The sequence below is a fragment of the Nonomuraea sp. SBT364 genome, from assembly GCF_001083785.1.
Taxonomy (GTDB): Bacteria; Actinomycetota; Actinomycetes; order Streptosporangiales; family Streptosporangiaceae; genus Nonomuraea.
Map to the genome: position 1 here is coordinate 1 of NZ_LAVL01000001.1, position 21,091 is coordinate 21,091.

A 21,091-nucleotide genomic window follows, 5' to 3' on the forward strand; every position below is an offset into this window, starting at 1 on the left:
GGGCGCGGGGCGCCGGGCCAGGGGGCGGCGACGGCAGCGGACGGTGCTGTCGGCGCTGGTGCTGGCGGCCGTGCTGGCGGGCGCGATCCTCGCCTGGCTCAAGCTGGGCGGCGGCGGCCCGGAACTGGCCGTGTCGAAGGTGGCGGTGAGCGTGCCGAAGAAGACCCAGGGCTGCGACAGCGTCGTGACCGTCACCGGCACGATCACCACCAACGGCGCCCCGGGCGAGATCCGCTACGAGTGGCACCAGAACCTGGAGAAGAAGACCCAGCAGGGCACCCTGCGCACCCGCGCCGACACGACGACGTACCCGCTGACCCTGCGCTGGGAGCTGCAGGGCGAGAGCACGGTGAAGGCGACCGCGACGCTGCGGGTGCTGTCGCCGGGCCCGGCCCGCAGCGGCAAGGCGAGCTTCACCTACAAGTGCTGAACCAGGTGCTGAACCAGGTGCTGAACCAAGTGCTGACGCCGCAACAATGCATCTCAAAGCCGTTCTTACTACTCTGACGGGCATGACCCAGCAGACCCCCGCGGGCTGGTACCCGGACCCCTACGGATCCCCGCAACTGCGGTGGTGGGACGGCAACCAGTGGACCGACGCCACCCACCCCCTGGAGCAGGGCTCCCAGCAGCAGCCCGCCTCCGGCCCGCAGCAGCCCCAGAGCCGGCCCGGCTGGTCGTCGGCCCCGGCGAACCCCACCCTCGCCTACGGCCAGCAGCCGCAGTTCTCCCAGGGCCAGCCGCAGGCCCAGCCGCAGAGCCAGCCGCAGAGCCAGCCGGCGCAGCAGCAGACGCCCGGTCAGTGGGGCGGCACGCCGCTGCCCGGTCCCGGCTACGGCCCGCCGCCCAAGCAGGGCAACCCGCTGCCGTGGGTGTTCGGCGGCCTGGCGGCGCTGGTGGTGATCGCGTTGATCGCGGTGGCCGGCATCTATCTGGCCAACAGCTCCTCGCCGGTGGCCGCGCCCACCGACACGCCGTCGCAGACGCTGCCGGAGACGGAGGAGCCGCTGCCCAGCGATCCGCCCACCGGCCCGCCCAGCGATCCGCCCACGGACCAGCCGACGGCCCCGGCCGAGCTGCCGCAGCCGCAGGACGGCACGGTGACCGACACCACCGCGGGCGTCTCGTACAAGGTGCCCGAGGGGTGGACGGTTCCCAAGTCAAGCTCCATCAACGGCTCCAACCCGGCCGAACAGCGATGGACGAGCGCCGTGCACAAGATCTCGCACGAGAAGTTCGACGGCCAGGGCGACTGGGTCGGCAACGTGAACACGGGTGTGCTGCACCAGCGCTACCCGTACGCCGGCGTCGCCGGTCTCGGCGCCACGGCCAAGCTGTTCCTGGCGGACCTCGGCCGCTTCTACGACCTCCCCCACGAATCCAAGATCGTCGCGGACAAGGCCATGAAGATCGGCGACCACGACGCCTGGCTGCTGCAGTTCGACCTCGACTTCACCAAGGTGTCGGAGGAGAAGGGCTACAAGTGGAAGAAGGAGAGCGGCGCGGTCGTGCTCATGGACCGGGGCGCGGACGAACGTCCGGCGCTGATCCACATCTCGGTCCCGGACAACCTCGGCACCGACGTGCTCAGTGACGTGCTGAGCTCTATCAAGCCCGCGTGACCGGTGGCACTAGGCTGGTGGGGTAGGCAAGCGGGGCGGGTCACTCCGGGCCGCTGCGGCGAGGAGAACGTATGAGTGACTTGCTGGTCTGGATCGACTGCGAGATGACCGGGCTCGATCTCGGGCGCGACGCGCTCGTGGAGGTGGCGTGCATCGTCACCGACAGTGAGCTCAACCAGCTCGACGAAGGCGTCGACGTGGTCATCAAGCCGCCGCCGGAGTCGCTGGAGCAGATGTCGCAGGTGGTCAGGGAGATGCACACGGCCTCGGGGCTGCTGCCGGAGCTGGCCGGCGGGGTGACGCTGGCCGAGGCCGAGTCGATGGTGCTCGACTACATGCGCCGCCACATCCCCGAGCCGAAGAAGGCTCCGCTGTGCGGCAACTCGATCGGGACCGACCGCACGTTCCTGTCGCGCGACATGCCGACGGTCGACGCCTACCTGCACTATCGGATGATCGACGTGTCGTCGATCAAGGAGCTGGTCCGCCGGTGGTATCCGCGCGTCTACTTCGCCGCGCCCGAGAAGCAGGGCGGCCACCGGGCGCTGGCCGACATCACCGAGAGCATCCGGGAGCTGCGCTACTACCGCGCCGCCGTGTTCGTGGGTCAGCCGGGGCCCGATTCGGCGACGGCGCGGACGCTCGCCGAGCGTGTCAGCGGTTAATGGGTGGCGTGAAGACTCCCGAACACCGCTACACTTTTGCTGTGCCGTTCTCACGGGCGGCGCATGGTGGGTGTAGCTCAGTTGGCAGAGCGCCAGGTTGTGGTCCTGGATGTCGAGGGTTCAAGTCCCTTCACTCACCCTGACGCGAACGGCCGGTCCGCCAGGACCGGCCGTTGCCGTTTTCTTCCGGCATTGTCCCCAAATCATGACTTTGCGAGTTATGCTCGCTGTCTACCGCCAACGCCGGAAGCTCGGGGGCCCTCGGCGACCTGACCGTCTGCGCGCCCCGGAGGCCGGATGAGAGTCGACGACGCAGCGTTCGAGAGCGTGTTCACGTCATTGAGCAAACGCGAAGCCGAAGTCATGGACCTGATCGCGAAGGGCGAGTCCAACGGCCAGATCGCACAACGGCTGTTCCTCAGCGAGAAGACGGTCAAGAACCACGTCAACCGCATCTACGCCAAGCTCGGCGTCGACTCGCGCGTCACCGCGATCGGCCTGTGGCTGTCGCGTGAGTGACTGACCGCTCCAGAGTCGTGGCCAGCGCGCCGAGCCCGTGCTCCAGGTCCTGCTCGGAGATGTTCAGGGCCGGACGCAGCCGCACCGAACGGGTGCCGCACGGCAGCACCAGCACGCCCGCGTCCTCGCGCAGCGCGGTGACCATCGCGTCGCGCGCCGCCGCGCCGGGCAGGTCGAAGGCGGCCATCAGGCCCCGGCCGCGCACGTTCGCGACGGTCTCGGGATGCTCGGCCTCCAGCTTGGTGAGGCGTTCGAGGATGAGCGAGCCGAGGGTGGCCGCGCGCGGGATGAGCCCGTCGCGTTCGATGATCTCCAGCAGGCCGCGGCTGCGCACCATGTCGACCAGCCCGCCACCCCAGGTGGAGTTGATCCGGCCGCTGCGCCGGAACACGTTGCCGTCGACCTCGTTCACCCGCCGGCCCGCCATGATCCCGCCCACCTGCACCTTCTTGGCGAAGGCCACGATGTCGGGCTCCAGGCCGAGCTGCTGGTAGGCCCACGGGGTGCCGGTCGTGCCACCGCCGGTCTGGACCTCGTCCAGGATGAACAGCGCGTCGTGCTCGTGGCAGAGCCGCTGCATGGCCTGCAGGAACTCGGCCCGCATGTGGTTGTCGCCGCCCTCGCCCTGGATGGGCTCGGCGATGAAGCAGGCGATGTCGTGCGGGTGCCGCTCGAAGGCGGCGCGGGCCTGGGCGAGGGCGCGCTCCTCGGCCGCCTCGACGTCGCCGAAGTGGATGGCGGGCACGTCCACGCGCGGCCAGTCGAAGACCGGGAAGCGCTCGGTCTTGACCGGGTCGGTGTTGGTCAGGCTCAGCGTGTAGCCGCTGCGGCCGTGGAAGGCCTTGGTGAGGTGCAGGACGCGGGCGCCCAGGGCGGGTGAGCGGCCGGCGGCCTCGTTGCGGCGGCTCTTGTAGTCGAAGGCCGCCTTCAGCGCGTTCTCGACGGCCAGCGCGCCGCCCTCCACGAAGAACAGGTGGGGCAGCTCCGGGTCGCCGAGCACACGGGTGAAGGTGTCGACGAAGTCCGCCAGGTGCTCGGTGTACATGTCGGGATTGGCGGGTTTGTTGCGCGCGACCTGGCCCAGCAGGCGGGTGAAGTCCGGATCGAAGGGTGGGTTCACGCCGAGCGGCGCGGACGCGAAGAAGGTGTAGAAGTCCAGGTAGCGGCGGCCGTCACGGGCGTCGACCAGCCAGGAGCCCTGGCTGAGCTCCAGGTCCAGGACGAGCCGGTAACCGTCGACGAGTAGGTGGCGGGCGAGGCGGGCGTGTACGTCCATGTCTCCTCCACATTGAGCCGGACATGCAGTACATTTCCCGCCTTGATGCCGATATATACGTAAAATTTACGGGTTATGGGCCTTTGGTACGAGGTTCTTCACGCGGAACGCCAGCGCCACCATCGCGATGCCGTACACGATCGCGAAGATCCCGATCAGCCAGGCGAGCGTGAGCATGCCCGCGCCCGGCCAGACGAGCAGCAGGATGCCGAAGATCACCGACAGGACGCCGCCGAGGATGAGCATCCACTCGTTGTCGATCACCTTGCGGAGCTGGACGCCGTCCACGATCTCGGCGACCCCGTGGAAGATCGCCCAGAACGCGACCACGTACAGCAGGGCCAGCGAGGTGATCCCTGGCCAGACGAGGGCCACGATGCCCGCCAGGACGCTGACGACGCCGATGAAGATCGGCCAAGCCCGTGACCGGGCCCCGTGCCGGAAGGCCGAGAAGACCGAGAAGATCCCGTCGACGATCGCGTACGCGCCGAAGAAGACCACCAGCACCAGCAGCGTGATGCCCGGCCAGATCAGCGCGAGGATGCCGAAGAGGATGGCCGCGATGCCGCGGATGAGCACCAGCCACCAGGTGCTTGCGAGTCTCTCCATTCCGCACTGCTGTCCGGAATCGCCTCCCGCATATCCCCCGGAGCGGTCAAATCACTGGGAGTAGACGACGATCGACACGGCGATGTACTGCACCAGGTAGGCCGCCAGGGTGAAGGCGTGGAAGACCTCGTGGTAGCCGAACCAGCGCGGCGACGGGTCGGGGCGCCGGAGCCCGTACACGACGGCGCCGGCGCTGTAGAAGACGCCGCCGACGGCGACCAACACCACGGCGGCCACCCCGGCGCCCTCCAGGAGCTGCGGCATCACGAAGATCGCGGTCCAGCCGAGCGCCAGGTAGAGCACGGTGTAGAGCCAGCGCGGCGCGCCCATCCACAGCACCCTGAACAGCACCCCGGCCAGCGCCCCGCCCCAGATCACGCTCAGCACCGCCACGCGGGCGGCCCCGTCGAGCGCCAGCAGCGCGAAGGGCGTGTAGGTGCCCGCGATGATCAGATAGATGTTGGCGTGGTCGCAGCGCCGCAGCACCTCGGCCAGCCGGGGGCCGAGCGTGCTGCGGTGATACGTGGCCGAGATGCCGAAGAGCAGGCCCGAGGTGATCGCGTAGACGGCGGCGGCGAGGCGAGCCTGGAGCGTGGGGCCGAGCGCCACCAGCGTGAAGCCGGCCAGGAGGGTCACGGGCACGGCTCCGGCGTGCAACCAACCGCGCAACCTGGGCTTTACGGTGATCGTCGTCATATAACCTACGGTACCGTAGGTTAGAGTCCGTTGAGAAAGCGGACCGCGATCGGCACCGCCGCCGACCTGCCCGAGCCGCCGTTCCTGACGAAGACGCAGAAGGCCAGCTCGTCGTCGAAGCCGATGAACCAGCCGTGCGGCCGCTGGCCCCGCACCTCGGCCGTCCCGGTCTTGCCCGCCACGCCGTCGGGCAGCCCGGCGTCACCGGCCGTGCCGTGGTCCACGACGGCGCGCATCATCACCCGCAGCCCGGCCACGACCTTCGAGTCCAGCGGCACCGGCGGATGCGGCCGGCCGTCGATCTGGCGCACCTCCTCCTCGGCGAGCAGCCGGGGCGAGCGCAGGGTGCCGTCCTGCACGGCGGCGGCGACCGCGGCCATGCACAGCGGCGACGCCTGCACCTTGCCCTGGCCGATGATGTTCGCGCCGGCGTCGTCGGGGGTCTCCGGGTCCTCGATCGAGCCGCAGACGCCCTGCGCGCCGGTCGGCATGCCGCGCCCGAACCCCCACTCCAGCGCCGTCTCACGCAGCTCCTCGGCGCCGATCCTGGTCGTGGCCTGCTGCACGAAGGTGGTGTTGCAGGAGTGGGCCAGCGCGTCGGCGAAGGAGATCATGCCCCGGTCCGTCCCGCCGTCGTTGTCGAAGCCCCGGTGGCCGGGAATCGCGTACGTGGCCGGGCACGGTACCTGGGAGCCCGGTTCGAGCCCGGACTTCAGCAGGGCGGCGGCGACGATCGTCTTGAACGTGGAGCCGGGCGGGAACATGTCGTGGAAGGCGCTGTAGGCGTCCTTGAGCCGGTCGGCCACCGCCAGCACCTCCCCGGTCCCGGGCCGCAGCACGATGATCGAGGAGTTCTCCACGCCGTCCAGCGCCCGCGCGGCCGCCGCCTGGACGCGGCGCGAGAGCGTGAGGCGCACGACGTTCTTCTTCGGCTCGGCGGTCAGCAGCCGCTGCTCGGCCCGGCCCGGGCCCTTGGCCACCAGGGCCAGCCCCAGGTTGACGTCCGCGTACTCGGGCCGAAGCCTGGCCAGGTAGGACTCGGCGTAGCTGTCGCGCGGGATCGGCTCGCCCTCGCTGGTGACCAGCTCGGCCGCCGGTCCCTCGAACTCGGTCAGCTCGATCGTGCCGCCGTCCTTGAGCAGCGGGTGCAGCGTCTCCGGGGCCCACACCACCTTCCACTCCCGCTCGCGCACGGCCAGCCGCAGCACCCCGTCGAACGGCCACGCGCCGAGCTCGTCGAGGGTGCGCACACCGCTGAAGGGCACCTCGGCGCTGTCCTCGCCGGTGCTCCTGACCGGCGCGGGCCGTAACTCGAGGTCCTCGACGCCGAGCTCGCCGTCCATCGCCCGGTGGCGGGCGCGGAAGTCCTCCGGCGGCCGGTCGACCAGGCGGCTCATCGCGCCGACGTCGCCCTCGCGCCACGCCTTGAAGTACGCCTCCGCCGTCGCGCCCGCGCTGCCCTTGACCCCGCCGGCCGCCGCGACCGCGAAGGCCACGGCTGCCATGACCACGAAAACCGCACCAACGAGCACAATCAACCTTCTGCGTCGCATACGGTTCTCCCAGGAGGGACCAACGTGGCACGTGGACAGCAGCGGGAGCCGACTCCCGGCCAGTATTCGGTGACGTTCGGCGAGGTCGAACTACTCCGGGACCTGGACAGGCAGGACGGCTGGATGCTGTCCAAGGATGGCGTACCTCAGTCGTATGTTGACCTACAAGACCCGACTTTTCTGGAATTCGAGTACGTACGCCTCATGGCGGATGTCATCGACCTCCTCCCGGAAGGGCCGCTGAGCTCCGTGCACGTGGGCGGCGGTGCGTGCACGATCGCCCGCTACGTCACGGCCACCCGCCCCGGCTCCCGGCACATCGTCATCGAGCCCGACGGCCTGCTGGTCAACCTGGTGCGCGAGCAGCTCGGCCTGCGCTCGGTGCCGCGCCTGAAGGTCATCGTGGCCGGCGGCCGCGAGGGCACCGCCAAGATCTGGGACGACACGGCCGACCTGCTGGTCCTGGACGCCTTCAGCGGCGCCACGATGCCGGTCGAGCTGGCCACCGAGGAATACCTGGGCGACATCGCCCGGGTGCTGCGCCCGGCGGGCACGCTGCTGGTCAACCTGGCCGACGGCAAGGGGCTGTCGTTCGCCAGGCGGCTGCTGGCCACCGTCACCGGCACGTTCCGGCACGTGGCGCTGCTGGCCGAGCCGGGCGTCATGCGCGGGCGCCGCTTCGGCAACCTCATCGTCGCGGCCTCCCGTACCGAGCTGCCCCTCGACCTGCTCACCCGCCGGGCCGCCGGCGGCCTCACCCAGGCCCGGTGCGTGCACGGCGAGGCCCTGGTCAACTTCATCGCGGGGGCCGCCCCGATCAGGGACGGGGACGCGGTGCTCGCCCCGGTGCCGCCCCCGGCGGTGTTCGGCTAAGCCTCGGGGTCCGCCGCGGGGCCACCGCCCGCGATGAGGGCGTCACCGAGCTCCGAGCGCAGATACAGGACAGAGCGGCCGTGGCGGGCGCTGGTCAGCAGGCCCGCGTCGCGCAGCGCTCGAAGGTGCTGGTTGACGGCCGAGGTGGTGACGTCGAGGCGGCCGGCCAGTTCGGTCGACGACGCCGGCGTGGCGAGCGCCGAGAGCAGGCCCGCGCGCGTCGCGCCGATCAGTTCGGTGAGCGCCGCCGGGGATCGGCGGGCCTCGGTCTGCCAGAGCGTTCCGGCGCCGCGGGTGCCGTACATGATCAGGGGAGGCTCCTCCGGCGAGATCGGGGCGGTCACACCCCTGCTGAAGAGCGTCGGCATCAGGGTGAGCCCGTCCCCGCCGGTGGAGCGCCGGTAGCCGGTGCTGGTCATCAGGCGGACGCGCACGACGCCCTCGTCGAGCGAGACCCGCTCGCTGAGGTCGGCGAACATCGTCGCCAGGCCGTGCGCGGACATGACCTGCCCGCGGAAGATCACGTCGGCCTGCAGCACCGTCCGCATCCTCGGCCACCACGGCGCGAAACAGGTGCGCCAGTAGGCCCGCAACGCCTCGGTGATGCGGGCGCGTACGGCCGCCGGATCGCCGCTCAGCGGCGCCGGGAGCCCGCGCGGGTGGATGGCGCGCAGGTCGTCGAGCATGCGCTCCAGGGGCACCGCGGCGACGGCGGCGAGTTCGTCGTCGATCCGGGTGAGGGGCGCGTACGGCCGGGGCGTCAGGTAGTCGGGCGACCACATCGCCTCGTTGGTGAGGGCGCGCAGCAGGGGGACGTCGAGCTCGGCCCGGACCCGCTCGGTGCGCCGCAGCCAGGGCAGGTGCACGGGGTAGCGGCCGGGGTCGCGGAAGGTGCGCAGCGACAGCGTGAGCTCGTTGACGGGCGAGACGGCGAAGCGCACGTCGGCGACGTCCATGCCGGCGAGCTCGTACTCGATCCGCCCCATGACCATGTAGCCATACGCTACATCAATAGGTTGACCGGCCCTGATGCGGGAGAAAAGGGACGTGATCCGAACCTTCTTCCCCGAAGACCGCGTCGGGCGCTCCCTGACGCTCAGCACGATGGCGTACGCGCTCTCCAGCGGCGTCTTCTACACCGTCAGCACGCTGTACTTCACGCTGGTCATCGGGCTCGGCGCCACGACGGTGGGCCTCGGGCTGGGCATCGCGGGCGGCGCCGGGGTGCTGTCCTCGTACGCGTCGGGGCGGCTCGCGGACCGGCTCGGCGCGCACCGCGTCCAGACGGCGGCGACCGCGCTCAACGGCGTGGCGATGCTCGCCTACACGCTCACCTCGGACGCCGTCATGTTCACCCTGATCGCCTGCCTGACCGTGGCCATGCGCTCGGCGAGCGGCACGTCGAAGCAGGCGATGCTGGCACGGTGGTACACCGGCCCGGAACGGGTCGAGGTCCGGGCGCGGATGCGCGTGGTCACGAACGTCTTCATCGGCCTGGGCACGCTGGCCGCCGCCGCGGCGCTCCTGGCCGGGACCGCCGTGGCCTACCAGGCAGCGATCGTCGCCTGCGGCGTCCTGCTGCTGACGGCCGCCGTGCCGCTGGCGCGCCTCGGACGCCAGGTGCCGGAGCTGCCGGGCCGGATGACCGCCCCGGCCGGCCCGGCGGCGGACGGCGCCGCCAAGGGGCCGTCGCCGCTCAAGGACCGCACGTACGTGGCGAGCGTGGCGTGCAACGCCGTGGTGGCGCTGCAGTTCGGCCTGATGACCGTCGGCGTCCCCCTCTGGGTCGCCTCCACCGGCGCCCCCACCGCCCTCGTGTCGGTGCTGCTCGTCCTCAACACCGTGGTGGTGGCCGTGCTCCAGGTGCGCGTCTCGCGTGGCGTCCACGACGTGCGCCGCGCCGGGATCGCCGTCCGGCGCGCGTCGTGGCTGATCGCGCTCGCGTGCGGGCTGTACGCGCTGGCCGGGTACGGGAACGCGGTCATCGCCTGTGCCCTGCTCATCATGGCCGCGCTCGCCCACACCCTCGGCGAGATCCTGGGCGAGGCGGGCGGCTGGGGCATGGCCTTCGAACTGGCCGACCAGCGCAGCGCAGGCGCCTACCAGGGCCTCAGCCAGACCGGCTACGCGATCGCCGCCATGGTCTCACCGGTGCTCGTGACCTCCACCGCCGTCGAGCACGGAACCGTGGGCTGGCTGGCCCTGGCCGCGCTGTTCGTCGCCGGCGGCACCGGGGCCGCGATGGTCGCCCGCAGGCACCGCCCCCGGGAGACGGCCGCTGCCGCCGGCCCCGTACCGGCCGCCAAGGCGGGCTGACCCGGCGGGGTCCGGTCAGGGGCGCAGGTAGGCCAGCACCGCCGCCACCCTGCGGTGCACGTCGCCGCTGTTCTCCAGGCCGAGCTTGGTGAAGATGGCGTTGACGTTCTTCTCCACCGACGACACCGACAGGTGCAGCGCCCTGGCGATGGCGCCGTTGGACCTGCCGTGGGCCATCTCGCGCAGCACGTCGCGTTCGCGCGGGGTGAGCGACTCCGGTTCGCCGCGCACGTCGTGCCTGGCCATCAGGCCCTCGACGACCTTCGGGTCGATGACCGAGCCGCCGGCGGCGACCGCCCTGATCGCGCCGAGCAGCTCGTCGAGGTCGCCGACCCGGTCCTTCAGCAGGTAGGCGAGCCCCTCGGTGCCGTGCTTGAACAGCTCCAGCGCGAACAGCGCGTCGGAATACTGCGAAAGCACCACGATGCCGACGCCCGGATGCCCGGCGCGTACGTGGTGGGCGGCGTCGATGCCCTCGAAGCCCTGCCGCCAGGCCCCGCCGGGCATCCGGATGTCGGTGACGACCACGTCCGGCCGCAGCCTGCGCACGGCGTCGAGCAGCTGGTCGGCGTCGCCTACCGTGGTGACGACCGTGACCTCGCCGGAGGTCTCCAGCAGCTGCCGGGTGCCCTCGCGCACCAGGTAGTGGTCGTCGGCCAGCACCGCCCTGATCGTGTCACCCATCGACCGGCACCCAGGCGTCCACCCGTGTCCCCTTCCCGCGCTCGCTCTCGACCCGCAGGCCGCCGCCCAGCGCGGTGAGCCGGTCGGTCAGCGTGCCGAGGACTCCCGGCCGCACCTCGAACCCCCTGCCGTCGTCGGACACCGTCACGCCGAGCCTCCCCACGTCCCTGGCCAGCCGCACCTCGATCCTGGCCGCCGCCGCGTGCTTGAGGGCGTTGGCCACGGCCTCGCTCACGGTGAAGTACATCGCGCCCTCGATCTCGTCGGGGAAGCGCTCGGCCCGCAGCTCCCGGCCGGCGAACACCTGGACGGGCACGGGCAGCCGGGCGCAGCGCTCCTCGACGGCGTTGACCAGGCCGCCCTGGCCGAGCGCCGACGGATGGATGCCCGCCGCGAGCTCCCGCAGGTCGGCGAGGGTCTGGCGGGCCTGCTCGCGCAGGTGGCCGAGCGTCCCGGCGCCGCCGCCGGTGGCCCGGGCCAGCTCGATCCCGGCGATGAGGGCGACGAGCTGCTGCTGGACGCCGTCGTGGATGTTGCGCTCGATGCGCCGCCGCTCGGCCTCCTGCGCGTTGACCAGGCGGGTGGCCAGCCCGGCGCTCTGGATGGCCAGCCCGGCGGGCACGGCCAGGGCCTCCAGGAAGCGCCGGTCCTCCCTGGACAGGCGGCCGGAGACGCGCGGCCCGCATTCGAGGCTCCCCTGCCCGCCTCGTACCGGCAGGGTGAGCGCCGCGGGGCCGTCCTCCGCCCCGGACACCACCCGCCTGCCGTCGGCGAGCGTGACGGCCGCCCAGCGGGTCTCCAGGCCGGTGCGGACGGCGGTGGCGAGCCTGCCGAGCTGTTCGACGGGCTCGGGGCTGTCCTCCAGCTTCGGGGCGAGGCTGGACAGCACCTCCCCCACGGTCGGCCGTACGTCGAACACCAGCAGCAGGCGCGAGCCGCGCAGGCCGATCCGGATGTCGAGCAGGCGGTGCCGCGCGACCGCGACCACGATCGCGCCGGGCAGCGCCCCCAGCACGGCCACCATCCCGATCACGCCCACGGCCTGGCCCTGCTGCCCGGCGAGGAAGAGGTAGCCCAGCACGATCCCCGCCTGGTTGGCCGTGGCTCCCGCCACCATCCAGCCGTACTGGGCCCGCTCCGGCGGCTCGCTGCGCCGCAGGCGCAGCACCAGCCCGCCGAGGACCGCGTAGCCGAGGACCCAGACCGTGAACTGACCGGCGGCGGAGGCGAAGACGCCGGCCCACTGGACCGGGCCGTTCACCTCGAAGGGCCGGCCGGGCAGGAAGGGCACCAGCAGGTTGCCCGTCGCGTGCAGGGTGATGGCGATGCCGGCGAGCCAGGCGACGGGCCGCCAGCGCCGGGACGGCAGCCGCCCCTCCGGGAACAGCAGGGGGATGTACACCCAGCTCAGCCCGTAGAAGGCGACCATCGCGACCAGGGCCGCGGCGGCGAGCCCGGGCGCGACCCTCGTCAGGCCGGCGCCGCAGACGCCGACGCCGAAGCAGACGGCGGCGGCCAGCAGCAGCCAGCCGTAGGGCAGGTCCGGGCGGCGGGCGGCGAGCAGCCGGCCCAGCACCGGCAGGATCAGCCCGACGGCGATGAACGCCGCCTGCGAGAGCACCGGGCCACCCGCCGTGACGGTCCCCGCCACCAGCCCCGCGGTCGCGATCGCGGCCAGCAGAGCTGCCAGCAGATTCGTACGCATCACCGGCCATCGTCACAAACGCGTCGGAACCACGTCTATGAGGTTGACCGCACACTTCCTGCGGCCAACCCCACCCGCCGGAACGGTGGCCCGCACGGTGGGCCGGGCGATCCGGCCGGGCTTTGCTGGAGGTCCGTCGAGCGGAAGGACCCTTCATGAAGAAGCCGGTACGTCCCCTGGCAGCCGCCTGCGCCCTCCTGCTGGCCGCCTGCGCGGGGCTGACCACGACCGCCCCTGCCGCCGCCGCGCGGGCGCCCGGCGGCGTCACCGCCGCAACCGGGGCAGGCGTCGAGATCCCGGACACGCCGCTGGGCGACGCGCTGCGCTGGGTGCTGGACGCCTCCGGCCGGGCGCCGATCGGCGAGAGCGAGCTGGCCGGGCACTTCAGCCCCGAGTTCCTGGCCGCGGTCCCCGCCGGGCAGATCAACCAGGTGCTGGCCGCCTACCGCGACATGCGGGTGCTCGCCGTGAGCGTCCAGCACGCCGCCGCGCTCGTGGCCTCGGTGGAGACCGGCGGGCGACGGTACCTGCTGACGGTCGGCGTGGACGGCGCGGGCCTGATCAACGGGCTGCGGATCACCGAGCCGCCCGAGCCACGGCCGGCGCCCGCGAGCTGGGACGAGCTGGAGCGGCGGCTGCGCGCGGCCGCGCCGCGGGCCGGGTTCGTCGCCGCCGAGGTCACCGGCCGGTCCTGCCGCCCGGTGCGGGGCGTCGCGGCGGACGTGCGCCGCCCGCTCGGGTCGATGTTCAAGCTGTTCGTGCTCGGTACGGTGGCCGCGCAGATCAAGCGGGGCGCCTACGGCTGGGACACCGAGCTGACGATCACGCCCGAGCTGAAGAGCCTGCCGAGCGGCCGGCTGCAGGATCGGCCCGACGGCAGCAAGGTGACGGTGCTGGAGGCCGCCGAGCTGATGATCTCCATCAGCGACAACACCGCCACCGACCTGCTCGTGCACCGGGCGGGCCGGCGGGCGGTCGAGCGCACGATGCGGGCCTGGACCAAGGGGCACGAGCGGCGCAACGAGCCGCTGCTGACCACCAGGGAGCTGTTCGTGCTCAAGGGCGCGCGCTATCCGGAGCTGGCCGAGCGCTACCTGGCCGAGGACACCCGGGGCAGGCGCGCCTATCTGGCGGACGTCGTGGCCAAGGAGCCGCTCTCCGGCATCACGGGCTGGCAGGAGCCGCGCGAGCTCGGCACGATCGAGTGGTTCGCCTCCCCGATGGACGTCTGCCGCGCCTACGCCGGGCTGGCGAAGCTGGACGACGGGCGGATCGCCGGCATCATGTCCGCCAACGACGCCGGGATCGGGCTGCCGGAGGACCGCTGGTCGCCGGCGTGGTTCAAGGGCGGCTCCGAGCCGGGGGTGTTCGACCTGAGCTTCCGGGCGCGCACCTCCGGCGGCAGGACGTACGTCGTGACGCTCATGGGCGTCAACCCGGACGCGCCGTTCGACGACGGCAGGACGGGCCAGGAGTTCCTGGCGCTCGCCCGGGGGGCGTTCGGGCTCGCGGTGGAATAGTTGAAAAATAAACTGGGTTGACCGGAGCAGAATCCCCGGCCATAAGGAGCCCGAGATGCCCGCCGTGACCGTTGACAACCTCCTCACCCTCCCCCGCCTGCCGGAGCCCGCGGCCGGTACGCCGCAGCGCAAGGTGCTGGCCGTCGAGACGGCGCCCAGCGGCTTCGAGGGCGAGGGGTTCCCGGTGCGCCGGGCGCTGGCCGCGATCAAGCCCGCCTACCTGGACCCGTTCGTCATGATGGACCAGATGGGCGAGGTCGACTACGCGGCCGGGGAGCCCAAGGGCACGCCCTGGCACCCGCACCGCGGCTTCGAGACGGTCACGTACATGATCGACGGCGTGATCGAGCATCTCGACTCCAACGGCGGCGGCGGCACGATCACCGACGGCGACACGCAGTGGATGACCGCCGGGTCCGGGATCCTGCACAAGGAGGCGCCGCCGGAGTGGCTCGTGCGGCAGGGCGGGCTGTTCCACGGCATCCAGCTCTGGGTCAACCTGCCCGGCGCCAAGAAGATGACCGCGCCGAAGTATCAGGACATCGGCAGCTCCTCCGTCGTGCTGCTCAGCAGTCACGACGGGAGCTCGCTGGTGCGCCTGATCGCGGGCGACCTGGCCGGTCACGCCGGGCCGGGCAGCACGCAGACCCCGATCACGCTGCTGCACGCCACCATCAGCCCCGGCGGCCGCCTCACGCTGCCGTGGCGCAAGGACTTCAACGCGCTGGCCTACGTCCTGTCGGGACGCGGCACGGCAGGAGCCGACCGGCGGCCCCTGCACGCCGGGCAGCTCGCGGTCTTCAACGGCTTCGGCGACCGGCCCGGCCTCACCACCGACGGCGAGAGCATCACACTGGCCGCCAAGGACACGCTGGAGGTCATCGTCCTGGGCGGCGCCCCCATCGGCGAGCCGGTCGCCCACTACGGTCCGTTCGTCATGAACACCCGCGCCGAGCTCGTCCAGGCCTTCGAGGACTTCCAGGCGGGCCGCCTCGGCACCATCCCCGCCGGCCACGCCTGACCCGCCTGACCCGCCGCGCTCCGGTCAGCCGTTCGCAGGTGGCTTCCAAGCGCCGGACGCCAGAGTGTCCGGCGTGGCATATACGGAACAAATCACGACCCGGACGGTCGCCGGGCGGATGCTGGGGCTGCTGATCCCGGGGGCCCTGCTGGTCTGGCTGGCGGCCACGGTCGTCCTGGTCGCCCTGCCGGAGCTGAAGGTGGCGCTCGGCCACGCCGGGACGCCCGGCACCGCGACGGTCGTGTCGTGCGACGCTCTCGGTCACGGACGCTTCGACTGCCGGGCGTCCTTCGAGTTCGACGACCGGTTCAGCGGGCCGATCGTCGTCGGCACGGTGCCGGACGTGGAGGTGGGCGAGGTGTTCCCGGCCGCGCTGACGCCGGCGGGCGACCGGGTGCTGCCGACCGGGGCGCGCGGCGTGTGGAGACAGGCGCTGGTGCTCGGCGCGCTGCCGCTCGGCGTGGCCGTCATCGCCCTGCTCACGGTCGTGGTGAAGCGCTCCAGGAAGTGACGGCTCACTTGAGCGTCAGGCAGGCCAGCCGGTCGCCGGCCGCGCCGGCGTCGGGGCCGGAGCTGGTGGTGTGGCGGGCGTGGATCACCAGGGAGCCGGGCAGGGCGCCCGGCTCGAGCCGCCAGGCGTTGCGGGCCGTGGCGCGGCCGGCGCCGGAGGCGTCGGTGGTGAAGTCGAGCCACACCTCGTTGCGGACGCTGGCCTGGCCGGGCTCGTGCTGGTAGTGGGGGCCGGCGGCCTCACCGGTGCCGCCGCACGGCTTGGTGTGCAGGTGGGCACCGTAGGGGCGGGTCGGCAGGAGCCCTTCGACCACGAGCGAGGTGAGGGTCTGCCCGGCGTCGGACTCGGCGGTGACGCTGGCCTGGGCGCCGGGCGGGACGAGCTTGCGGTCGTAGGCGATGGCGGTCGTGTCGCCGTCGGTGAACTCGCCGCCGCCGGTGAGGCGCACGTCGCCGGGGTCGGGGGCGTGGGCCAGCTGCGCCGGGGAGCCGGCGCAACCGGCCGCGAGCAGGGCGAGCAGGAGTGCGGGCACGCGCATGGGAATCCCCCGGTCCAGGAGCCCGTACGGCCCGGGCTCGGCGAGGGCACCACTCTAACCAGTAGCCACTCGGCTACGCACCGTGTTTCGCGGCGATGTCGTCGATCAGGGCGGCCAGGGTGAAGTCGAGGTCGGTGAGGCCGCCCTGATCGTGCGTGGTCAGCGCCAGGTGCAGGTCGCGCCACCGGATGTCGATGTCGGGGTGGTGGTTGTGCTCCTCCGCCCGGACCGCGATCTCGTCGACGATCCGGATGGCCGTGGGAAAGTCGGGGGCGCTGACCGTGCGCCGGATCTCGTCGCCTTCGCGCCGCCACCGGGGCAGCTCGCGCAGCTTCTGCTCGATGTCCACGAGGCCACGCTACTTCAACGCTCCCGCGCCGAGACCGGACTGGATCTGGCGCTGGAAGATGACGTAGACGACGAGCACCGGCAGGATCGTCATGCTCAGCGCGGCGAACAGGCTGGGCCAGTCGGCGTCGGCGCCGGCCAGCGTGGAGATGCTGGCGATGCCTTGGGTGATGACCCAGTCCTCCTCGTCGCGGGCGACCAGCACGAGCGGCAGCAGATACTGGTTCCACTGGCCGAGCACGTTGAAGATGGTGATGCTGACCAGGCCGGGTTTGGCCATCGGCACCATGATCTGGAAGAACGTGCGGGTGTGGGAGGCGCCGTCGATGCGGGCCGCCTCGGCCACCGATTCCGGCAGCGATCGGAAGAACGCGGCCAGGAAGAAGACCGTGAACGGCAGCGAGTACGCGATGTAGACCAGCACCAGCCCCGCGTGCGTGTAGAGCAGCCCCACCTGCTGCACCACGAAGAACAGCGGCCCCAGCGCCAGGAACACCGGGAACGCCATGCCCGCCACGAAGAAGTAGTAGATCAGCCGGTTGCCGGGGAATCGGTAGCGCGCCAGCACGTAGGCCGCCATCGACCCGGACACCATCGTGCCCAGCGTGCTGAAGAAGACCACGATCACCGTGTTGAGCAGGTAGCGCCCGACGTGGGCCTTGTCCCAGGCCCGCGCCCACGAGTCGAACCGCAGCGCGCCCGGCAGTTGCAGCGCGTCGCCGAAGATCTCGGCGTTGTTCTTGAAGGAGGCCAGGAACGTCCACAGCAGGGGCAGGATGATCAGCAGCGCCCAGATGATCAGCGCGACGTGGGACAGCCCGCTGAGCAGGCTGGGCCGGGGCCTGGACGGGCGACGACGCGTGGCCATCAGTACTCGATCCTTTCGCGCCGGGTGGTGCGCAGGGTCAGCACCGCGAAGGTGACGGTGAGGAAGAACAGCGCCACGCCCATCGCCGACGCGTACCCGTACTCGCTGTAGTTGAAGGCGGTCTTCCAGATCTGCACGGGCAGCACGTGCGTGGTGCCGTCGGGCTCGCCCTTGTCGCCCGCCAGCACCTGGATCAGGGCGAAGCCGTCGAAGGCGGCGATGCCCAGATAGACCCAGCCGACCTGGACGGTGTCGCGCAGCAGGGGCAGCGTGATGGAGAAGAACAGCCGGAACCGTCCAGCCCCGTCGAGCGCGGCCGCCTCGAAGTAGTCCTTGGGGATGGCCGCCATCCCCGCCGAGAACAGCACCACGTAGAAGCCGACGGCCTGCCAGATCATCACCGCGATGACCGCCCAGAGGGCCAGGCCCGGCTCGACGAGCCAGCCCACCGGGTCGAGGCCCAGCTTGATCAGCGCCCCGTTGACGACCCCGTACTCGTCGGGCCGGTAGATGGCCTTGAACAGCACCCCGACCACCGCCACGGCCAGCACCTGGGGGAAGAAGAACACCACACGGTAGAACTTCGACCCCCAGATGCCGCGCATGCCCGCGCCGTTCGATCCCCCGCCCAGGTTGATGAGGAAGGAGAAGAACAGCGCGATGACGATGGTGGCGAGCGGCAGCACCAGCAGCAGGATCCCGTGGTTGCGCAGGGCCTGCCAGAACGCGTCGTCGTCGAAGAGCTTGGCGAAGTTCTCCAGTCCGACGTAGTTCAGGTTCGCCGCGTAACCGTCCCAGTCGGTCAGCGAGATCTGGAACGCCTGGATGTACGGGCTGATCACGAAGACCGAGTAGAGGATGACCGGGACGGCGAGGAACCCGGCGATGAATCCGTACTTGCGCAGCCGCTCCATCGACTATTCGCTCCGCGTCTGCTTGGAGACCTTCGAGTCCTTCTTGATCTCGTCGGCCTTCTTCTGGACGTTGGCGCAGAACTCCTCGGGGGTGCTGCGCCCGGCCATGACCACGTTGATCTGCTCGGTGGCGTAGTCGAAGAGCTCCTTGTACCAGCCTTCGAACCGGGCGTCGGTGATGATGTTCTGACCGGCGGCGTCCTGGGCCTTGGCGGCGCTCCGGAGCGCGGCGGGCAGGTCGACGCCCTCGGCCGCGCCGTTGACGACGGTGAGGTTCTGGGTCTTCTCGGTGAAGCCCTTGGCGCCTTCCTTCGACAGCATGATGCGCAGGTATTCGAGGCCGCCCTGGGGGTTCTTGCCCTTGGCGCCGACGACGAAGTTCTCGCCCACGCCGACCTGGATGGCCCCGTACGGCATGGCGTCGGTGGGGGTCACGTCGGGGATGGGGGCGATGGCGTACTCGAAGTCGTCCGGGATGTCCTTGACCATCTCGTTCTCGATCCACGAGCCGGTCGGGTAGAAGAGCAGCTTGTTCTGGAGCTGCTTGACCTGGGTCTGCGTGTGATCAAGACCGAAGTACGCCTTGTCGCCATATTTCGTCTGGACGTCCACCCAGGCGGCGACCGCCTTCTTCACCGGGTCTGCGAGCCAGGCGTTGTCGACCAGATTGTCGATGTCGATGATGACCTGGTTGCCGCCGATCTTGGCGGCCGTGTAGAGCACGTTCCAGGTCTGGTAGTACGGGCCGACCTGCCCCGGGTAGGCGAACAGGAGGATGCCCTCCTTCTTGGCCAGTTCGCCCAGCGCGGTGAACTCGGCCCAGGTCTTCGGCACGGTCCAGCCCTTCTGCTCGAAGAGCCGGGCGTTGTACCACAGGGCCCGGTGCGACACCGTGTAGTTGAGCACGAGGTCCTTGCCGTCGATCTTGGCGTTGGTGATCACGGCCGGGGTGACCGTGTCGCGGACCTTCTTGCCCGGGTCGTCGTAGGAGGGCGCGTCGAACAGCACCGACAGGTCGGCCAGGTGCCCCTGCCCGGCCAGCGCCACCAGGTCCATCGACTCGGGGCCGGAGTTGTTGACCACGTCCGGCGCGTCGCCGCTGACGAAGCGCGGGCGGAGCTGGATGCCGATCTGCTGGGTGGCGTTGTGCTTGATGCTCGCGCCGGGGAACGCCTTCTTGTACATCGGCTCATGGATGTCCTTGGCGTACGCGTCGGTGTAGCCGCCGCTGAAAATCGTTACCTCGAGCGGCTTGTTCGGGTCGACGCCGAAGGGGTTCTTCGGGTCGGCCGAGGCCGCCAGCGTCGTGGCGGGGGCCGCCGAAGACGGCGTTCCGCCCCCGCCGGCCGTCGCGCAGGCGCTCAGCAGTCCCGCGCCGGGACCTGCGACGAACGCGGTGAGGCCGATCCGGCGCAGAAGCTGACGCCGCGTGATCTCTCCCGGGTGGGTCATGGGGGGCTCCTGAAGAGAAGGGACCGAATTAGGAAAGTTTCCTAAACGTGCGCCCGAACGTACGAACGCCTGAGGATACGCGTCAAGAGGGTGCAATCGAGACGTGACCTTGCCGTGATCCCTTGCCTAGAACCGAATTCTAGAAGCAGAGTGGTCCGCATGATTGAGGAGTACGCGGACCGCGTGTGGAACGGCGAGGCCGACGACAGCATCGTGGACACGGGAATGACGGGCCGGGGGGTCGTCGGCATAGGCGACGGCCTGGGATGGTGGTCCGGCTTCGGCAACGTGATCACCTTCGAGACCGAGGGCTCGCTGGCGCTGTTCGACACCAGCAGCCCGTTCTCGGCGGGCAAACTGCACGAGGACGTGCGGGCATGGAGCCGGGCGCCGCTCGACGCCGCCTTCTACTCGCACGGGCACATCGACCACGTCTTCGGAACCGGGCCTTTCGAGGAGTCGGGCCGCAGGGCGACCGTGTACGCCCACGAGGCGGTGGTGGACCGCTTCCAACGATATTTGCTGACAAACGGTTACAATTCGGTCATCAATCAGCGGCAGTTCCAGGCCGACAACCTCCGCTGGCCCACCAGCTACCGCCACCCCGACGTCACCTACCGTGACGCCCTCACCGTACGGCTCGGCGGGCTGACCTTCGAGCTGTTCCACGCCAAGGGCGAGACCGACGACGCCACGGTCGCGTACGTGCCCGAGCACAAGCTGCTGCTGCCCGGCGACCTGTTCATCTGGGTGACGCCCAACTGCGGCAACCCGCAGAAGGTGCAGCGCTACCCGCGCGAATGGGTGCACGCGCTGCGCCGGATGGCCGCGCTGGACGCCGAGATCATGCTGCCCAGCCACGGCGCGCCGATCTTCGGCCGCAACCGGATCCGGCAGGCGCTGCTGGAGACCGCCGAGTGGCTGGAGTCGCTCGTCACCCAGACGCTCGACCTGCTCAACGCGGGCGCCCGGCTGGACGAGATCGTCCACACCGTACGGCCCGCGGCCCACCTGGCGGACCGGCCGTATCTGCGGGCCCGGTACGACGAGCCGGAGTTCGTGGTGCGCAACCTGTGGCGGCTCTACGGCGGCTGGTACGACGGCAACCCGGCCCACCTCAAACCCGCCCCCGACGCCGTCCTGGCGAAGGCCGTGGCGGAGCTGTCCGGCGGCCCTCAGGCGCTCGCGGACGCCGCCCTGAAGGCCCTCTCGGACGGCGACGACCGCCTGGCCGGCCACCTGGCCGAGATGGCCGCTTCGGCGGCCCCGGACGACGCGGGCGTGCACCGGGTGCGGGCCGAGGTCTTCTCGGCCCGCGCGGCCCGGGAGGCGTCGCTGATGGCCAAGGGCGTGTTCACCTGGGCCGCCTCGGAGTCGGCCCGCCGGACCGGCTAGCCCCGG

The 21,091-nt window shown here is 71.1% G+C and carries 22 protein-coding genes and 1 tRNA gene; 11 read left to right on the top strand and 12 right to left on the bottom strand.

Features of this window, described 5'->3' with window-relative positions:
- The 5 genes from ADY59_RS50950 to ADY59_RS00025 form a co-directional block, all read left to right on the top strand.
- Nucleotides 1-430: hypothetical protein (locus ADY59_RS50950; RefSeq protein ID WP_049556174.1), on the top strand; the 430-nt coding region annotated here is incomplete at its 5' end.
- Between the two features lie 82 nt (nt 431-512).
- Entirely contained in the window at nt 513-1,622 is a 1,110-nt protein-coding gene (locus tag ADY59_RS00010) for a DUF2510 domain-containing protein (protein WP_049556176.1), read from the top strand.
- Between the two features lie 71 nt (nt 1,623-1,693).
- Nucleotides 1,694-2,287, top strand: a complete 594-nt coding sequence (orn, locus tag ADY59_RS00015; RefSeq protein WP_049556177.1) for an oligoribonuclease — start codon at nt 1,694-1,696, stop codon at nt 2,285-2,287.
- 66 nt (nt 2,288-2,353) lie between these two features.
- Nucleotides 2,354-2,426 (top strand) — tRNA-His (locus tag ADY59_RS00020).
- A 158-nt stretch (nt 2,427-2,584) separates the two neighbouring features.
- Nucleotides 2,585-2,806, top strand: coding sequence for a helix-turn-helix domain-containing protein (locus ADY59_RS00025; protein ID WP_049556178.1), 222 nt, complete (start codon nt 2,585-2,587; stop codon nt 2,804-2,806).
- Here the strand turns inward: ADY59_RS00025 and lat are convergent.
- The 4 genes from lat to ADY59_RS00045 form a co-directional block, all read right to left on the bottom strand.
- Nucleotides 2,772-4,082 carry an L-lysine 6-transaminase gene (gene lat, locus ADY59_RS00030; RefSeq protein ID WP_049556179.1) on the bottom strand — a complete coding sequence of 437 codons (1,311 nt, stop codon included), beginning with the start codon at nt 4,080-4,082 and terminating at the stop codon, nt 2,772-2,774. The two genes, ADY59_RS00025 and lat, sit on opposite strands and share 35 nt — an antisense overlap.
- Before the next feature lie 66 nt (nt 4,083-4,148).
- Entirely contained in the window at nt 4,149-4,691 is a 543-nt protein-coding gene (locus ADY59_RS00035) for an HdeD family acid-resistance protein (RefSeq protein ID WP_049556180.1), read from the bottom strand.
- Between the two features lie 51 nt (nt 4,692-4,742).
- Nucleotides 4,743-5,387 (bottom strand): PAQR family membrane homeostasis protein TrhA, encoded by a 645-nt coding sequence (gene trhA, locus ADY59_RS00040; RefSeq protein ID WP_049556181.1) that lies wholly within the window; start codon nt 5,385-5,387, stop codon nt 4,743-4,745.
- Nucleotides 5,388-5,407: 20 nt separating this feature from the next.
- Complete coding sequence (locus ADY59_RS00045) at nt 5,408-6,892, bottom strand: penicillin-binding transpeptidase domain-containing protein (protein WP_231618486.1); 1,485 nt, start codon at nt 6,890-6,892, stop codon at nt 5,408-5,410.
- Nucleotides 6,893-6,964: 72 nt separating this feature from the next.
- Between ADY59_RS00045 and ADY59_RS00050 the strand changes: the two genes are divergently transcribed.
- Nucleotides 6,965-7,813 (top strand): spermidine synthase, encoded by an 849-nt coding sequence (locus tag ADY59_RS00050; protein ID WP_231618458.1) that lies wholly within the window; start codon nt 6,965-6,967, stop codon nt 7,811-7,813.
- On the opposite strand, the gene ADY59_RS00055 is transcribed toward ADY59_RS00050, so the two are convergent.
- Complete coding sequence (locus ADY59_RS00055; protein ID WP_197093355.1) at nt 7,810-8,805, bottom strand: ArsR/SmtB family transcription factor; 996 nt, start codon at nt 8,803-8,805, stop codon at nt 7,810-7,812. The two genes, ADY59_RS00050 and ADY59_RS00055, sit on opposite strands and share 4 nt — an antisense overlap.
- Nucleotides 8,806-8,860: 55 nt before the next feature.
- Between ADY59_RS00055 and ADY59_RS00060 the strand changes: the two genes are divergently transcribed.
- Nucleotides 8,861-10,129, top strand: a complete 1,269-nt coding sequence (locus tag ADY59_RS00060) for an MFS transporter (RefSeq protein WP_049556184.1) — start codon at nt 8,861-8,863, stop codon at nt 10,127-10,129.
- A gap of 15 nt (nt 10,130-10,144) precedes the next feature.
- Here ADY59_RS00060 and ADY59_RS00065 read toward each other — a convergent pair whose 3' ends face one another.
- Both ADY59_RS00065 and ADY59_RS00070 read right to left on the bottom strand, forming a co-directional pair.
- Nucleotides 10,145-10,813 (bottom strand): response regulator transcription factor, encoded by a 669-nt coding sequence (locus tag ADY59_RS00065; protein WP_049556185.1) that lies wholly within the window; start codon nt 10,811-10,813, stop codon nt 10,145-10,147.
- On the bottom strand, nt 10,806-12,518 hold the full coding sequence (locus ADY59_RS00070; protein ID WP_049556187.1) for a sensor histidine kinase: 1,713 nt from the start codon (nt 12,516-12,518) through the stop codon (nt 10,806-10,808). The genes ADY59_RS00065 and ADY59_RS00070 overlap by 8 nt, the downstream gene beginning before the upstream one ends.
- A gap of 155 nt (nt 12,519-12,673) precedes the next feature.
- Here ADY59_RS00070 and ADY59_RS00075 point away from each other — a divergent pair, with 155 nt between their 5' ends.
- The 3 genes from ADY59_RS00075 to ADY59_RS00085 all read left to right on the top strand — a co-directional run bounded on the left by ADY59_RS00075 (nt 12,674) and on the right by ADY59_RS00085 (nt 15,570).
- Nucleotides 12,674-14,038, top strand: coding sequence for a serine hydrolase (locus tag ADY59_RS00075; RefSeq protein WP_049556189.1), 1,365 nt, complete (start codon nt 12,674-12,676; stop codon nt 14,036-14,038).
- A gap of 55 nt (nt 14,039-14,093) precedes the next feature.
- A complete protein-coding gene (locus ADY59_RS00080) occupies nt 14,094-15,059 on the top strand; it encodes a pirin family protein (protein ID WP_049556191.1) in 966 nt (321 codons plus the stop codon).
- Between the two features lie 73 nt (nt 15,060-15,132).
- Nucleotides 15,133-15,570, top strand: a complete 438-nt coding sequence (locus ADY59_RS00085; protein WP_156325195.1) for a hypothetical protein — start codon at nt 15,133-15,135, stop codon at nt 15,568-15,570.
- A gap of 4 nt (nt 15,571-15,574) precedes the next feature.
- Here the strand turns inward: ADY59_RS00085 and ADY59_RS00090 are convergent, their stop codons facing one another.
- The 5 genes from ADY59_RS00090 to ngcE form a co-directional block, all read right to left on the bottom strand.
- Nucleotides 15,575-16,108, bottom strand: coding sequence for a superoxide dismutase family protein (locus tag ADY59_RS00090; RefSeq protein ID WP_053174306.1), 534 nt, complete (start codon nt 16,106-16,108; stop codon nt 15,575-15,577).
- Between the two features lie 73 nt (nt 16,109-16,181).
- The gene (locus tag ADY59_RS00095) at nt 16,182-16,457 is read right to left on the bottom strand and encodes a 4a-hydroxytetrahydrobiopterin dehydratase (RefSeq protein WP_049556193.1); all 276 of its coding nucleotides are present in this window, start codon (nt 16,455-16,457) and stop codon (nt 16,182-16,184) included.
- Between the two features lie 9 nt (nt 16,458-16,466).
- Nucleotides 16,467-17,324, bottom strand: a complete 858-nt coding sequence (locus ADY59_RS00100) for a carbohydrate ABC transporter permease (RefSeq protein WP_049556194.1) — start codon at nt 17,322-17,324, stop codon at nt 16,467-16,469.
- Nucleotides 17,324-18,238, bottom strand: a complete 915-nt coding sequence (locus ADY59_RS00105) for a carbohydrate ABC transporter permease (RefSeq protein WP_049556195.1) — start codon at nt 18,236-18,238, stop codon at nt 17,324-17,326. Before ADY59_RS00105 ends, ADY59_RS00100 begins: the two co-directional genes overlap by 1 nt.
- A gap of 3 nt (nt 18,239-18,241) precedes the next feature.
- The gene (gene ngcE, locus ADY59_RS00110; RefSeq protein WP_049556196.1) at nt 18,242-19,690 is read right to left on the bottom strand and encodes an N-acetylglucosamine/diacetylchitobiose ABC transporter substrate-binding protein; all 1,449 of its coding nucleotides are present in this window, start codon (nt 19,688-19,690) and stop codon (nt 18,242-18,244) included.
- 159 nt (nt 19,691-19,849) lie between these two features.
- Here ngcE and ADY59_RS00115 point away from each other — a divergent pair, with 159 nt between their 5' ends.
- Complete coding sequence (locus ADY59_RS00115; RefSeq protein WP_049556606.1) at nt 19,850-21,085, top strand: alkyl sulfatase dimerization domain-containing protein; 1,236 nt, start codon at nt 19,850-19,852, stop codon at nt 21,083-21,085.
- Nucleotides 21,086-21,091 lie beyond the last annotated feature (6 nt).